The 14,138-nt window shown below is 54.5% G+C and carries 14 protein-coding genes; 9 read left to right on the top strand and 5 right to left on the bottom strand.

Annotated features, from left to right (window positions below; all coding sequences use genetic code 11):
- The first annotated feature begins 46 nt into the window (after positions 1–46).
- Positions 47–1,537 carry a sialate O-acetylesterase gene (locus ABQ298_02940; protein MEQ9823320.1) on the top strand — a complete coding sequence of 497 codons (1,491 nt, stop codon included), beginning with the start codon at positions 47–49 and terminating at the stop codon, positions 1,535–1,537.
- A 55-nt stretch (positions 1,538–1,592) separates the two neighbouring features.
- Here ABQ298_02940 and ABQ298_02935 read toward each other — a convergent pair whose 3' ends face one another.
- From ABQ298_02935 to ABQ298_02925, 3 genes are read right to left on the bottom strand one after another with little or no spacing between them, the layout of a single operon-like run.
- Positions 1,593–2,486, bottom strand: a complete 894-nt coding sequence (locus ABQ298_02935) for a hypothetical protein (protein MEQ9823319.1) — start codon at positions 2,484–2,486, stop codon at positions 1,593–1,595.
- A 12-nt stretch (positions 2,487–2,498) separates the two neighbouring features.
- On the bottom strand, positions 2,499–3,689 hold the full coding sequence (locus ABQ298_02930) for an ATP-binding protein (GenBank protein ID MEQ9823318.1): 1,191 nt from the start codon (positions 3,687–3,689) through the stop codon (positions 2,499–2,501).
- Positions 3,690–3,718: 29 nt separating this feature from the next.
- Positions 3,719–4,435 carry a phosphopantothenoylcysteine decarboxylase gene (locus ABQ298_02925; GenBank protein MEQ9823317.1) on the bottom strand — a complete coding sequence of 239 codons (717 nt, stop codon included), beginning with the start codon at positions 4,433–4,435 and terminating at the stop codon, positions 3,719–3,721.
- 122 nt (positions 4,436–4,557) lie between these two features.
- Here ABQ298_02925 and ABQ298_02920 point away from each other — a divergent pair, with 122 nt between their 5' ends.
- From ABQ298_02920 to rplS, 8 genes are all read left to right on the top strand, one after another.
- A complete protein-coding gene (locus ABQ298_02920) occupies positions 4,558–5,253 on the top strand; it encodes a VC0807 family protein (GenBank protein ID MEQ9823316.1) in 696 nt (231 codons plus the stop codon).
- Positions 5,254–5,258: 5 nt separating this feature from the next.
- Positions 5,259–6,473, top strand: coding sequence for a DUF2851 family protein (locus ABQ298_02915; protein MEQ9823315.1), 1,215 nt, complete (start codon positions 5,259–5,261; stop codon positions 6,471–6,473).
- Positions 6,474–6,593: 120 nt separating this feature from the next.
- Positions 6,594–7,616, top strand: a complete 1,023-nt coding sequence (locus ABQ298_02910) for a 3-deoxy-D-arabino-heptulosonate 7-phosphate synthase (protein MEQ9823314.1) — start codon at positions 6,594–6,596, stop codon at positions 7,614–7,616.
- A 136-nt stretch (positions 7,617–7,752) separates the two neighbouring features.
- Positions 7,753–9,264 carry a DEAD/DEAH box helicase gene (locus ABQ298_02905; GenBank protein ID MEQ9823313.1) on the top strand — a complete coding sequence of 504 codons (1,512 nt, stop codon included), beginning with the start codon at positions 7,753–7,755 and terminating at the stop codon, positions 9,262–9,264.
- 82 nt (positions 9,265–9,346) lie between these two features.
- Complete coding sequence (locus ABQ298_02900; GenBank protein MEQ9823312.1) at positions 9,347–10,330, top strand: D-2-hydroxyacid dehydrogenase; 984 nt, start codon at positions 9,347–9,349, stop codon at positions 10,328–10,330.
- A 134-nt stretch (positions 10,331–10,464) separates the two neighbouring features.
- Positions 10,465–10,740 (top strand): 30S ribosomal protein S16, encoded by a 276-nt coding sequence (gene rpsP / locus ABQ298_02895; protein MEQ9823311.1) that lies wholly within the window; start codon positions 10,465–10,467, stop codon positions 10,738–10,740.
- A gap of 73 nt (positions 10,741–10,813) precedes the next feature.
- Positions 10,814–11,503 carry a tRNA (guanosine(37)-N1)-methyltransferase TrmD gene (gene trmD, locus ABQ298_02890; protein MEQ9823310.1) on the top strand — a complete coding sequence of 230 codons (690 nt, stop codon included), beginning with the start codon at positions 10,814–10,816 and terminating at the stop codon, positions 11,501–11,503.
- A 38-nt stretch (positions 11,504–11,541) separates the two neighbouring features.
- Positions 11,542–11,904, top strand: coding sequence for a 50S ribosomal protein L19 (gene rplS / locus ABQ298_02885; GenBank protein ID MEQ9823309.1), 363 nt, complete (start codon positions 11,542–11,544; stop codon positions 11,902–11,904).
- Positions 11,905–11,980: 76 nt separating this feature from the next.
- On the opposite strand, the gene ABQ298_02880 is transcribed toward rplS, so the two are convergent.
- Together ABQ298_02880 and ABQ298_02875 are read right to left on the bottom strand one after the other, a co-directional pair.
- Positions 11,981–13,489, bottom strand: coding sequence for a methyl-accepting chemotaxis protein (locus tag ABQ298_02880; GenBank protein ID MEQ9823308.1), 1,509 nt, complete (start codon positions 13,487–13,489; stop codon positions 11,981–11,983).
- A gap of 30 nt (positions 13,490–13,519) precedes the next feature.
- Positions 13,520–14,122, bottom strand: a complete 603-nt coding sequence (locus ABQ298_02875) for a hypothetical protein (protein ID MEQ9823307.1) — start codon at positions 14,120–14,122, stop codon at positions 13,520–13,522.
- Positions 14,123–14,138 lie beyond the last annotated feature (16 nt).

Below are 14,138 nucleotides of genomic sequence, written 5' to 3'. Positions count from 1 at the left end.
GATGATCGGGATTTTTACTATGAGGTGTGTTTTTCCTTTTCGGTCCGTGGCAAAATTTGCATGGCTTTTGGCTTTGCTTGGCGCATCCCTTCAGGCTCAGGTGGCTTCGATCCCGGAAGATCCGGAAAAGTTTCACATCTTCCTGTTGATGGGGCAGTCCAATATGGAAGGCGGGCAATCTGTGGACGGTGCCATGGATACCGAAACCGACCCGCGCATCCTCAAGCTGAACAAGTCCGGTTTTTGGGAGGTCGCCAAAGATCCGATCACAAACAACTATTCCAAGGCTGTGGGGCCGGGATTTCAGTTTGCGAAAACACTCATCGCCGAGGATCCGGACATCACAGTAGGTCTGATTTCCCTCGCTGAGGGTGGCACGCGCATTGCCTACTGGTCAAAGCCAAGTGGCAAGTATTTTGAGGTCCTGCATGCCGCTGCGACTGCGCGCCAGATCGGCACTTTGAAAGGCATCCTCTGGCACCAGGGGGAAGCCGAAACGGGGGATACTTCGCTGGCTTATGCCTATGACCGCAATTTGCGCACCCTGATCGATGGATTGCGGCTGGATCTGCAGGACGCCTCTCTGCCCTTCATTGTGGCTGGCATTACGTCAGATCCGCAATTGATCGAAAAAAATATTCTTCGTAAAAGAGTATGGGATCGACTGAAATTTGTGGGAACTACCTTTTTTCGCACGGGTTATGTGACCTCTGCGGACATTCCCTACATTGCCGATGATCCCGTTCATTTCAGCACAGAGGGGCAGCGATTGCTCGGTGAGCGCTATGCCCGGGAGTACCTGCGCATGCAGGGTCACTGGACCGCGAAAGGAAAGGAATGGCTGGACTCCGAAGCTGAAGACAATGAGGACGGCTGGAAGTATCACCCGGAACTGGGAATCTATCACGATGAGAATTGGCCCATCATCAAACACGCGCAACTGGGATGGCTGAAGGTTGAGATGGATGCGGACCGTGTCATTCGTATCGATTCCCCTTTTATCGGCAAATTCCGCATCATGCAGGATGATGGATTTGAGAATGCGATCTACATTTTTACGGAAAATTTTGATGATCCGGAGATTCCGACGTATGGAGTTCCCTACCAGGTGAGCCTGTTGCGCGAACCTGGCGATCCCGATGCATTCTACGATCACGCCACCGAATCACATCTGGACCGGCTTCCCGGCATGACTGTGGTTGAGGATGCGTGGGATCTCAATAGTCAATTGGAAGCCGAATTTGTGCAAACCCAGCAGGCAACCCAGAATTTGCGCAATGAAATCGCGCGCATCGGATGGGAGGGCACTTACTGGAGCAATATGCGCCGCTACGTGGATGAGGTCGTTTATCACCGCAACTACACCAACTACATCGGATGGGAAGGTTACCATTTTGCGGACGAGAATGAAACCGTTCACCGTGATTTCTGGATGGGCAAATTCTACGAGCGAATGGTGTCCATCGATCAGTACGTGAGGCAGACACAGGATGAATTTGAGGCGGCGACGACCGTTATCCTGGACGAGAGGCATTGATCGTGCAGAGTCCCCGGGACTGACATTGGACCGGGGCGAATTGGATCGCTAGCGATTACTTGTCTTCAACCCCAAGGAATTCGAGTTCACCGAATTCCACACGAGCGGGTCGCAAGTGACGCTGGAGGCGTTTGGAGTCGGTCCCCATCACACGACTGCTGGCCAGGGCCATGTTGCGCAGTTCTTCATCGAAGCGCCGACCCTTGGCATGGATGCTGAAGCGTGTGGACCAGAGCATGACGCGGGTTCCATCCTGAAACCATTTCTGGAAATCGTAGGCCTGCAGTATCACGAAGTAGCGCGGAGACTCGAGTTCGAGCATGAGGTCGTCATGAACGCTGCGCATGGGGGCAAAGGTTTGCATCAGTTCCGTTGCATGGCGTAGGGAACGATGGTAGCCGAGCAGCTGAGCATTCATGGCGTTTGCGCGTCGGCGCTGCTGCTCAGCCATGTCCTGCAGCATCAGCATTTGGTCGAGTCTGCCCTCCAGTTCACTCTGCATGGAGGTAGCTGCATCCGACTCTCCTTCACCGAGCTGACTGAGTTGGGTCATGGCATTCATGGCTTCGCTGAGACCATTCCTTGCGATGCTGCCCAGACCATCGTCCTGCGGCATGGTTTTGCCCCAACTCAACACAATGAGCAGATCGGTTTCTTCGGGAGAGGGAGTCGGAACATAGTCGGCTTCGAGCAGAGCTTCGGCGATGATTGTCGCCATTTCGCGAAAGCTAAGTGAAGTGAGCGAGGGATCTTTTCCGCTTCGGTCGAACAAAATGCCCTCTCCGAATGCATAGGTTTCGGGTTGATAGCGGCCGGAATCGAGCCGAACGCGCTCGTAGTTTGGACTGACCTCTGCAAACGCGGAAGTGGCTGCGGGTTTGGCAGCACTGCAGACGACTGCGGGAGCCAGGGCAATCCAGATCAGGAAGGGGTTGTAAAACGAACGCATGAGCAGGGTAGTTTAGGGTTTGGGTTGATCCTTCAGCAGGCGAACGCGGCGGTGTTTTTGTGGAAACTGCAGCGTCACCACAGTGCCCTTGTTCTTTTTGCTGTCGATGCCGATTTTGGCACCGTGGGCACGGATGATGCGGTTCACGACCATCATGCCCAGGCCGTGGCCGCTGTCTTTGGTGGAAAAGTAGGGGTGGAAGATTTTTGACAAATCCTCCTGATCAATGCCCATGCCCGTGTCGGCGATCATGATGTAGACAAACTCATCGTCGGCCCGGGGTTTGATCTTGATGACACCGCCACGCGGCATCGCCTCCATCGCGTTTTTGAGAATGTTGTAGAAGACCTGCTTGATCTGGTTTACATCCGCCAGAATGATCGGAGTGGGGCTTTCAATCTCGATGTTGATGTCGATCTTGTTGGTCTGGAGGGACTCTTCCATCAAGCGCACCACTTCCTCGATGAGCACGAGCAGATCCACGTCCTGAAAATCGGGCGGCGTGTTGCGGATGGCTCCGAGAAAATGATTGAGAATGCCATCGAGCCGGTGCACCTCTTCGGTGCAGACATCGATGGATTTTGCGATCTTTTTTGTATGGGAATTGGATTCGAGCTGATCAAGTCTGCGCTGGATGAGTTGCAGGTGGATGGTCAGGGAATTGAGCGGGTTTCCAATTTCGTGGGCAACCCCGGCTGCGAGCAGCATGATGGAGGCGATTTTTTCACTTTCGATGGTTTCTTCGGTGCTGTCTTTTTCCTCAGTGATGTCGGTGAGTACGATGAGGTAGCTGATTCCGCTCTTGATGGTACTGAGGTACATCGGCATCAGAAAGAGGCGTAGCACGCGTCGCTGGGGGTAGGTCATCTCTATCTCCCGGGACACCGCCGAGTCGGGATCTTTTGGGTTGTCCAGACTGTGAAAGTCGATCCAGCGGTTGAGGTCGGGCCACTTGTCCGTGAGCACGGTGAATCCAATGTCGCTTTCGTCCAGTCCGATGAGTTCCAGACTGGGGCGGTTGGCGTATTGGATGGTGCCCTCACCGTCGAGAACGAGGATGCCGTCATGGATGGAATTGAAGACTTTTTCCAGCAGTTCACGTTCGCGAGCCAGGCGCTGCACGAGAATGGTGAGATTGGTGCTGTCGAGATTGTCCAGACGACCGAGGATTCGGTTCAGGGAACTGCTGGTGCGACGGTGCATGGTCAAACAGGAGTGGAAGTGAGTGAGAATCAGTGGGTAAACGTTCCCTTGGCATCCATGATTTCGAGGATGTCGATGGCGAGGGATTGTTTGCTGGTGGGACCCAGGGTAAGGGATTCACCCTGCCTTGAGAACAGCTGAACCCGATTTTGGTCGGAGGCAAATCCCAACCCCTTCTGGCTCACGTCGTTTGCCACGATCCAGTCGAGTTGTTTTTCCTCAAGTTTGCGCCGGGCGTAGGACTCAAGATCCTGCGTTTCTGCTGCAAAACCGACCAGAAGCTGGTGGGACTTGCGGGCAGCGAGGCTTTTGAGGATGTCCACGACCGGTTCGAACGCAACGGTCCATTCGATGGAATCCTTCTTCTGCTTCTGGGTGAATGTCCGGACCGGACGCATGTCCATCACTGCCGCGCACATGATGAGCACGTCACAGTCGTCAAACAGTGAACTGCAGGCTTCATACATTTCCTGACCGCTGACCACCCGCTTCAGGCGAACTCCCTCGGGAACTGGCAGTTCCACCGGACCGGAAACCAGGTCAACAGACCATCCCCGCCTTACCGCAGCCTGTGCCAGCGCATAGCCCATTTTCCCGCTCGAGGGGTTGCTGATGAAGCGAACGGGATCAATGAACTCGCGGGTGGGACCTGCGGTAATGAGACAACGGATCGGGAGTTGCATGGCTGTGGTCGAGAAGTCGGGCGGACGATGCACTTGAGCCGTATTGAAGAGAGGGAAACTCATGGAGACAATTCCCTTTTCGAATCAATCCGTGCAAGAAAGATTGAAGTCTGTCGCCGGATCCCTTTGATGCGGAGGATATGACAGCAAATTCACCTGCCCGTGTGAAGAAGGATTCTCCATTCATGGATCTGATCTTCAATTTTCTGATCCCGATCCTTATCCTCAAAAAAGGCGACAGCTTGCTCGGGTTGGATCCCGCAATCATCCTATTAATTGCACTGGCTTTTCCCATCGGGTTTGGGCTGAAGGATTTTATTGCTGCACGAAAAATCAACCTGTTTTCGATTTTGGGTTTTGTGAGCGTGTTGCTCACTGGCGTCATCGGCTTGTTTGAGTTGTCACCGATCTGGGTTGCGGTCAAGGAAGCAGCGATTCCCGGTGTTCTTGGAATTGCGGTGGTGGTTTCCATGTGGACCCCTTATCCGCTGGTGAAGACCCTGCTTTACAATCCGAAGATCCTCAAGGTGGAGTTGATTGAGTCGCGGTTGCAGGACCATCACTCGAAGCAGGCGTTTGACCTGGCCCTCAACCGCTCGACGTGGCTGCTTGCAGCATCGTTTCTGCTCAGCTCCATTCTCAATTTTGTATTGGCCCGCATCATGGTGACCACTCATCCCTCGGTGGACAAGGTGGCCTTCAACGATCAGATTGGCTCGATGTGGGGCTGGAGTCTGGTAGTGATCGCGATTCCGAGCACGCTCGTGATGGTTGTGGCACTTTGGATGATCATTCGCGGGATCAAGCAGCATACAGGGTTGACCCTTGAGCAGGTCATGGTTGGGATGGATGAGGATACGGTTTCCTCCTCCAACTCCTGACCTCCATGACTGCCTCATCTCCCGATCATGTTGCCGAACTCGAAGGGTTCTACGGTTCCCTTCACATTGCCGAACGGTTTCTCCAGGAAGTATGGGAGAAGCAGGATTTTGATGGTGAGCGGTTGCGGTTGAGGGATGGTCGAAAGATTTCCATTCTGAGTCCGGGCATTTGGAATCATCAGGAAGGGCCGGACTTCCGGGACGCCACACTGCGCATTGGTGATTCCAGGGTGATCGGTGATGTTGAACTGCACCTGTATCCGCAGGACTGGGATCGCCACGCACATGGCAGCGACCCCAACTATGAGCGCGTCGTGTTGCATGTGACGCTGTTTGATGGTCCTGCGCCCGCGACGCTTTCGCCACAGGTAGCCTTGTTATCCTTGCTGCCGTTTTTGCGGAGTGATCTGGAGGGCATGCTGACCCACTATGCCCTTCGGCAGACCCTGGCCGTTGATCCCCGTGAGGAGCCGTGGGTAGAGCGATTGATGCGGGATTGTGCAACACCGGAGCAGGCACACCTAAAGCTGATGCAAAAAGCCCGTATTCGCTGGGAGCTGAAATGCCAGTTTGCACAGGTCCGACTGCGTCGATACGGGTGGCAGCAATCGGCACATCAGCTCTGCCTTGAGGTGTTGGGTTACCGGCGCAATCGAGCACCCATGCATGCGATCGCCTTGGAGCATCCCCTGCGTGCGGGACAACCCGACTGGGAACCGGAGCAGGTCTTCGAATCCCGCCGAGGCGAGTGGAAACTGCAGGGGATTCGTCCGGCGAATCAACCCTTTCGTCGACTCTGTGCGTATCACGGACTGCTTTCGGAATACCCGAATTGGCCAGAGTTGCTGCTCGCGCTCCTGCAGCAGTTTGAGAGCGTCGACGGCGATGTTTTGGAACTGCATGAGGTTCCCGGAAATGTGCAGCGCTTCCGGAAACAATTCGGTGTGCGCGAGATTTTGAAAGCACTGGAGTCAACCCTCTTGAAGGGACGCATCGGCGGGAGTCGGTTGCACACGCTGTGTTGTGACGCCTTTTTGCCGCTATTTGCTGCGCAATCGGGGCAGGATGGTTTCAGCCGTTGGACGGTTTGGCATGCTGGAGACATGCCGGCATTTCTGGATCAAGTGCTGTCCCTGCTTCGCTTGCAGCAAATCAACGGGGCAGTGAAGTGCAACGGGTGGATGCAGGGCATGTTGCAGCTGGCGATTGAGCAGGAATGATCCAGGTTCGAGGCTCCTTTGCATGGGTTCAGGAGAACAGGGAAGGAGAAGCTGCACTTTTGCATTTGCCAACCAGTAGCTGGTGGCGCGAAACTCTGAAGTTTTTCAGGAGAAACCCGCATGATCATTTCCAAAGAACCCAAGTTGACGGATGCTCAACTGGCAGAAGTCCAGTCTATTGTCGAAGCCTATGATTGCCGAATTCAGGTGATTGTGGGGGCTCATCGCTGTGTTTATGCGATTCTGGGTGACGAGCAGCATGAACTCATGTTCAACCGGTTGATTGGGTTGCCCTATGTGGACCGGGTGGATCGCATTGAATCCCCGTTCAAGCTCATGGACCTTCGCGCGGAGTTGGCTTCACAACAGGTGGAGATTGGCGGATGCCGGCTCAAGCAGGATTTGCTCGTGATTGCAGGACCGTGCACGGTGGATCCGCAGAACCCCAACGCATTGTTTGAAACGGCGGAGGCGGTGAAGGAAGCGGGCGCTCACATGCTTCGCGGAGGTGTTTGGAAACCGCGAACAGTTCCATACTCGTATCAGGGACACAGCAAATGCATGGAACTGATGGTGGAGGCACGTGCGCGCACCGGGCTGCCCCTTAACGTTGAAGTTATGGACAGCGCACAGTTGGAAATTGCCTTGCAGGCAGAGGTGGAGATGCTGCAGATCGGCACACGCAACGCGCTCAACTACTCCCTGCTGAAGGAGATTGGACAACGCACACAGGATCTGCCAACGGCAGTGCTGCTCAAGCGTGGCCGCCACATGGCACCCATCGATGAATTTATCGCTGCTGCAGAGTATGTGGTGGCGGCAGGCAATGCGAACGTGTTGCTGTGCCCACGGGGAACTTTGCCGGGATTGGACGGATACCGCAACTATCCGGACGAATCCATCATCCCCCTGCTCAAGGAGAAGACCTGGGCACCGGTGGTGTATGACGCATCGCATGCCGTGGGCAAAGCGGTGCATGTGCCGGCGTGCTGCAAGGCTGCGGTAGCATACGGGGCCGATGGGCTGAACATTGAATGCAATATTCGTCCTTCCATGGGCATTGGAGACGATCCGAAGCAGGCCATCACGCCTGAGCAGTTGAAAAAGCTGATCGCGGATTTGCAGGTGATCCGGTCGCTCTAGGTCGGAAACGGTTTGCGGCGAACACAAGCCCTACGCATGCCCTTTCGTTTTCCGCTTGCGTTTTGAAATGCGGTGACGACAGTTGCGGGTCCGCTGTATGATGGGGCTTTCGAGACAGCCCGCAGAATTTATTGGAATGACTGAAACCACCTTTCAAGAACTGGGCCTGTCCCAACCCCTGCTCAAAGCGATCCAGCTGCTGGGTTATGAAACGCCATCACCGATCCAGGCAATGACGATCCCGACCGCACTTGCCGGTGAGGATATCTTGGGGATTTCGGAGACGGGTTCGGGCAAGACCGCTTCATTTGGGTTGCCCGCCCTGCAGCAAGTGAACTTGGATTTGCGGGAGCCGCAGGTCCTCATCCTCTGCCCGACCCGTGAACTTTGTGTGCAGGTGTGCGAGGAAATTCACCGACTGGGCAGTCAATTGAACGGGTTGCGCGCAGTTCCGGTTTATGGAGGTGCGCCCATGGATCGCCAGGTTCGTGCGCTGCGCGCGGGAACTCACATTGTTGTGGGTACCCCGGGGCGCCTCATGGACCTCACGAATCGCCGCGTATTCAAGACGGACCATGTGCGTTTTGTGGTGCTGGATGAAGCAGACCGCATGCTCGACATGGGATTTGTGGATGACATGACCCAAATCCTTGGAGGTTTGCCGCAGCCACATCAGAGCCTGTTTTTTTCGGCGACGATGAGTCGTGAGGTGGAAAAACTGATTCAGAACTTCGGCAACCAGCCGAAACAGCTGCGCGTGCAGAAGAAGCAGCTGACGGTGTCCACTATTGACCAGTGCTATTATGAAGTCCGCAGTCGCTCCAAAGTGGAAGTCCTGACGCGCCTGCTCGACTCGGAGGAAACGCGATTGGCCGTGGTGTTTTGCAATACCAAGCTGATGGTGGATGAGTGCTGCGAGGCGCTGATTGCGCGGGGCTATGCGGCAGATCGCATTCATGGCGACATTCCGCAAAACATTCGGGAGCGCGTGATCAAGCTGTTTCGCGAGGGAACCATCGAACTGCTGGTGGCGACCGATGTGGCCGCAAGAGGCCTCGACATCGAAAATGTGGATGTGGTTTTCAATTATGACCTGCCTCATGATCCGGAGGACTATGTGCATCGCATCGGACGAACGGGACGAGCCGGGCGTTCAGGGCGGGCCGTGAGTTTTGTATTTGGTCGAGAGATTCATCGCCTGGAGGCGATTGAGCGCTACTCCCGTCATCGCATCCGCCGCGAGCGCATCCCGTCGGTCGAGCAGATCGAAGGTTTGCGTGCAAACCGGCTCTTTGAAACGCTCAAGACGCGCCTGGAAGCGGGAACTTATGAGCGCTATGGATCGCTCGTGGACCGCTTGCTGGAGCAGGGGCATACTCCGACGGATGTGGCAAGCGCACTGTTTACCCTGCTCAAGGAGAAAGAATCCCGTGAGAGCCAGTCCATTGAAGAGGATTCCGAAAAAGGAGGGGAAAGTTTTCGGGATCACCAGAATCGACAGGGTTCCGAGCGCGGGCGTGGAAAGGGCTTTCGCGCTTCAGGCAAGCGTTCTTCGCGGCCGCCCGCAGCTCAGGGCAAACGCCGCGCCAAAGAAGGAAAGCGCGGGAAAGGGGACTCCTTTCGCAAGTCGGGCAAACGTCACCGCTGAGTTTTTCACGACTCTGTCTGCATTGGTGTTGGGTGTGGGTTTGCTTGCATTGTTGGCTTGGGATTTGTCATGCTTTCACAACATGACTCAACGCATCGATACAGACGTTCCCTCCATTGTGGTGCTTGATGGACACACGCTCAATCCCGGGGATTTGAGCTGGCATCCGCTCGAGCAGCTGGGTTCATGTGTGGTACATGCTCGAACTGCACCCGGTGAAGTGGTGGGCCGGTTGGGGCAGAGTGCGATTGCATTGACGAACAAAGTAGTCATCGATTCCAATGTCATGGATGCCTGCCCGACACTTCGTTATATTGGTGTGATGGCTACCGGCACCAATGTTGTGGATGTGGCAGCGGCTCAGGAACGCGGCATTGTTGTGACGAATGTTCCGGGCTACAGCACAGCTTCGGTTGCTCAGATGGTGTTCGCTCACATTCTGCATTTTACGCATTCGGTTGCCCTGCACAGCGAATCTGTGCACCGGGGGGAGTGGTCGGATCAGCCTGATTTCTGTTATTGGCTCAACCCGCTTCGGGAACTCGACGGGCAGACGATGGGACTGGTTGGATTTGGAAAGATTGCGCAGGCGGTTGCAACCCTTGCGCAGGCCTTTGGCATGCGAGTGTTGATGCACAAGCCCTCCCGTGCAGACGGGCTTCCGGAAGGCGTGTCGCAAGTCGATATGAGAACCCTGTTTGAGCAAAGTGATTTCCTTTCCCTGCACTGCCCACTGACGCCGGATACGCATTGTCTGGTGAACCGGGAGCGCCTTGCGTGGATGAAGGCGGGAAGTGTTCTGATCAATACCGGACGCGGTGATCTGGTGGATGAAGCGGCGCTCGCTGAAGCACTGCGCACCGGGCATCTTGCGGGGGCGGGGATCGATGTTTCCCAAAGCGAACCCATTTCGCCGGATTCACCTCTGCTTGGACTCACCCAATGTTCGATTACACCTCACATTGCATGGGCGACCTGCGCCAGTCGCCAGCGGCTGCTGCAGAGGGTTGCGGAGAATCTGAGGAACTTTTTGCAGGGAAATCCCGTCCATGTCGTGCGTGCTTAGCGGGGATTGGGAAACGGCTCGTGTCAGTGGTAACATGAACCGGGTGATATTGAAAAATTCCTGCATTGACAACTGGGGAGGAGTGGGTTGAATAGGCTGTTTTTATTTGTAACAGGGACTAATTTATCAATTCCATGGCTTTAAAAATCAGACTTCAAAGAAAAGGTTCACGGCATGCCCCGGTTTACCGCATGGTAGTGGCCGAATCCACCGCGACTCGTGATGGTCGTTTTGTCGAGATTCTCGGAACCTATGCACCGCAGGCACGGGGGCAGGATAAGGAACGCAATCTCAAGCTGGATCGCGTGGACTACTGGCTGAGCGTGGGCGCTCGTCCGACTGACACTGCGAACGATCTGATCCGCAAAGCCCGCCGATCTGCAGCTGCTGAAGTTGCCGCTGAGTCCTGATTTTCAGGATTTGGCTCTATCCGGAGCTTGGCTCGTTTTTGTTCTTTCCCAATTTGTTTTGCTGACTCGCATCATGGGCGCCCCGCTGGTGATCGATTTGTTGACCTTGTTCCCCGAAATGGTGGAAGGTTACTTTTCGTGCAGCATGCTGGGACGCGCACGCCAAAACGGCTTGCTCGATATTCGGGTGCACAACATTCGCGACTGGGCCACCGACAAGCACAAGGTGACCGATGATCGTCCGTTTGGAGGAGGTGCCGGCATGGTGATGAAGCCTGAACCCATCGTCGCTGCGATCGAAACGCTTCGCACAGAAACCTCGCAAGTCATATACCTTGCACCGGATGGGCAGACCCTTACCCGTGAGCTTGCGGAAACGCTCGCAACCGGATACACGCATCTCATTCTGCTCAGTGGTCACTATGAAGGAATTGACCAACGCATCCGCGACCATTGGATCGACCAGGAAATCAGTATCGGTGACTATGTGCTGACCAATGGCACCCTTCCAGCTGCAGTGCTGATCGATTGCATGGCCCGCTTTATTCCGGGGGTGTTGGGTGAGCCGACATCCGTTCAGGATTCGTTCACAGACCAGCAGCTGAGCTATCCACAATACACCCGCCCCGCCGAATTTCGTGGATTGAAGGTCCCGGAAGTGCTGATGAACGGACACCACGCGGAAATTGAGAAATGGCGGCAGCAGCAACAGCAGAACAAAACCCGGGAGCGCAGACCCGATCTTTTCGCCCCCAAGCCTTAACCTTCCAGAATTCCATCCATTTAACAAACGTAACGATAATGAACCAAATCATCAACGAGATTACCCAAGACCAGTTGGTCGAGGGCAGAGAGACCTTCAAAGTAGGCGACGGTGTTCGCGTACACACCCGCGTTCGTGAAGGGGACAAGGAGCGCATTCAGGTATTTCATGGCATCGTCATCAACCGCAAGGGTTCGGGGATTCACGAATCCTTCACCGTTCGTCGCATTGCATCCGGCGTGGGTGTTGAAAAAGTTTTTCCCGTGCACTCCCCGAACATCGAAAAAGTCGAAGTCGACCGTGAGAGCGTGGTGATGAAGGCTCGCATGTTCTACCTGCGTGATCGTGTCGGTAAGCGTGCCAACAAGGTGAAGGAAAAGCGTTTGGTGGAGAACCATTGATAACGCCTTCCTGGCATCAGATTTAAATACAAGGCGATACTTCGGAAACGAGGTATCGCCTTGTTGCGTACTTCGCTCAGATCTTGAATCGTCCGACGATACCGTCCAGTTCGGTCGATACTCCTGAGAGCAAATCCACATTGGCACTGGCATCCTTGTTTCGTTCGGAGGTGATGCTCACGCGCTCTTGGAGTTCAATGACCGCATTCTTCATCTCCGTGAATTCATCTACGGACTGCTTGACCAGCTGGGAGACCGAGTCTGACTCTTGTGCAAGCCGGGTGATCTGACTGCTCACTTCATCAATCGTGCTGGACTGTTCTTCGATGGCTGCTGCGATATTATGCGTATACTGATTCACCTGCTCGAGTGAACTGCCGATGGATTCCATGCTTGCAAAGGATCGATCTGCGTCGGCGACGATGCGCTCGATTTGTTCATTGATCTTCTGGGCTGCCTGCGAACTTTTGAGAGCGAGTTCCTTAACTTCACCTGCGACCACGGCAAATCCCTTGCCGGCTTCACCTGCACTTGCGGCTTCAATGGTGGCATTGAGGGCGAGCAGATTGGTTTGAGTCGAGATCTGGGTGATGAGATCGGCCATTGCGGAAATGCCCTTGATGTTCTGATTCTGCTCTCGAATGATGGTCAGACTCTCCTGACTGTGTTGGTTGGCGTTGGATGCCACTTCGGACGCATCTGAACAGCTGCGTGCAACTTCGCGTATGGACGCACTGATTTCTTCAACGGATGAGGCGATCATTGCAGTGTTGTCATTGATAGCATGGAGTCCGCTCGTTGCGTTGAGCATTTCTCCGGAAAGCGTCTCTGCATTTTTCGAAACATCCGAACTCGCGAGTTCCATATGAGATGCGTTATCTGCGGTGTCTTTTGAGAAGACACGAAGATCGTTAATGGCAGTGGCGAGGAAGCGTGTCTTTTCACCAACCTCCTGCATGCTGTCACTCAGGCGTTGTTTTTCGAGTTCCACGTTGGACTGAAATGCAGCATTGTGCAGTGCCTGTTTGCGATTCATGGCAATCATGATGATCAGCACTGCATCTTCAAAGACCACGTAAGCAACGTGTTCCAGGGTGCGCAGTATGCTGGCATCCATGACTCCATACATTGACATGGGATAAAAGAATCCGCGTAAGAGGTGATCGGCTCCTGTGACGAGTGTTGCGACGAGGATTACCCGCCAGTCCAAGTACATCGAAAGAATCGCCAGCGATGCAAAGATGTGAAAGTGACCCTCGATACGACCTCCTACCAAATGAATGAGTAGCGACGAGACCAGCAACTGACCAGCGGCAACTACAAGTCGGGTCGCATATCGCTCGGCATGAAAGAATGCCAGATAGGTCGGAAAAAGTGTGACCAGTCCACCGAGCAGAATGGACAGATATACGTGCATGTGGGGTTTGGATGCACTGCCTACCCAGGTCAGTGGCGTGTATGCCAGTGCCACCAGAATAAGAACAACCCATTGGAACAGCAAGAGGTAGCCCATAACGCGACTGACTCGCTTGGCAGTTTCGATCTGGATGTGGTTGAAAATCTGGAAAGTGCGTTCGTAGTTCATGGTGGAAAGAAGAAAAGGGGAAATCAGTATTCAGATTGATGCATTTGCATCGAGGATTTCGCATCCGTACACGGGTGTTTGGGCCAGAGTTGAAGGCGTGCTCGATGATAGAATGGCATTGCGGATCGCTACCTGCCCGGCTGAGGGACCCTCATGTCCGCGAGAAGCGGTCACGCCGCCAGCAAACGCAAGTTGACCGTTTGGATCGTATAAAAAACACGCTCCTGAAGTGTATGCTTCCATTGCAGATGCAATTTGGGCTTCGAGGTCCAGTTTGACGGTCCAGTTCGCATTGCGCATTGCCTTCTGGTAGAGTGTAGATTGCAGGGTCTGCTCGCGAGGCAACCGTGTACTGATGTAGATGGCAACCTCCATGTGAGCACCGAGATCGCGCTCGAGGCGGGTGAGTTCTTCCAGGGAGGCTCTCGAGCAAGTGCACTCGGGATGAAGGAATACCTGCAGCTTCCATGAGTTTGAATCCTGTGTAGGTCCGTTGATTGCCTGCGAGACTTCAGAATCCGGAATGCCCATGGCACCCGGGTTCATCTGGTAGCGAAGCACCATGGCAAATCCTCCTGTGACCAGAAGAATCCAGATGCTGAGCATCATACGAAATGGAGTGATGAATGCCATCGTGGAATTGATTCAA

The sequence above is a fragment of the Puniceicoccaceae bacterium genome, assembly GCA_040224245.1.
Taxonomy (GTDB): Bacteria; Verrucomicrobiota; Verrucomicrobiia; order Opitutales; family JAFGAQ01; genus JAKSBQ01.
This window is presented reverse-complemented; position numbering and strand designations above follow the sequence as displayed.

Coding starts and splice junctions, on each gene's coding strand:
- ABQ298_02935 (MEQ9823319.1), bottom strand. CDS start 2,486: ATGCGTTCGTTTTACAACCCCTTCCTGATCTGGATTGCCCTGGCTCCC.
- ABQ298_02930 (MEQ9823318.1), bottom strand. CDS start 3,689: ATGCACCGTCGCACCAGCAGTTCCCTGAACCGAATCCTCGGTCGTCTG.
- ABQ298_02925 (MEQ9823317.1), bottom strand. CDS start 4,435: ATGAGTTTCCCTCTCTTCAATACGGCTCAAGTGCATCGTCCGCCCGAC.
- ABQ298_02920 (MEQ9823316.1), top strand. CDS start 4,558: ATGGATCTGATCTTCAATTTTCTGATCCCGATCCTTATCCTCAAAAAA.
- ABQ298_02915 (MEQ9823315.1), top strand. CDS start 5,259: ATGACTGCCTCATCTCCCGATCATGTTGCCGAACTCGAAGGGTTCTAC.
- ABQ298_02910 (MEQ9823314.1), top strand. CDS start 6,594: ATGATCATTTCCAAAGAACCCAAGTTGACGGATGCTCAACTGGCAGAA.
- ABQ298_02905 (MEQ9823313.1), top strand. CDS start 7,753: ATGACTGAAACCACCTTTCAAGAACTGGGCCTGTCCCAACCCCTGCTC.
- ABQ298_02900 (MEQ9823312.1), top strand. CDS start 9,347: ATGACTCAACGCATCGATACAGACGTTCCCTCCATTGTGGTGCTTGAT.
- rpsP (MEQ9823311.1), top strand. CDS start 10,465: ATGGCTTTAAAAATCAGACTTCAAAGAAAAGGTTCACGGCATGCCCCG.
- trmD (MEQ9823310.1), top strand. CDS start 10,814: ATGGGCGCCCCGCTGGTGATCGATTTGTTGACCTTGTTCCCCGAAATG.
- rplS (MEQ9823309.1), top strand. CDS start 11,542: ATGAACCAAATCATCAACGAGATTACCCAAGACCAGTTGGTCGAGGGC.
- ABQ298_02880 (MEQ9823308.1), bottom strand. CDS start 13,489: ATGAACTACGAACGCACTTTCCAGATTTTCAACCACATCCAGATCGAA.
- ABQ298_02875 (MEQ9823307.1), bottom strand. CDS start 14,122: ATGGCATTCATCACTCCATTTCGTATGATGCTCAGCATCTGGATTCTT.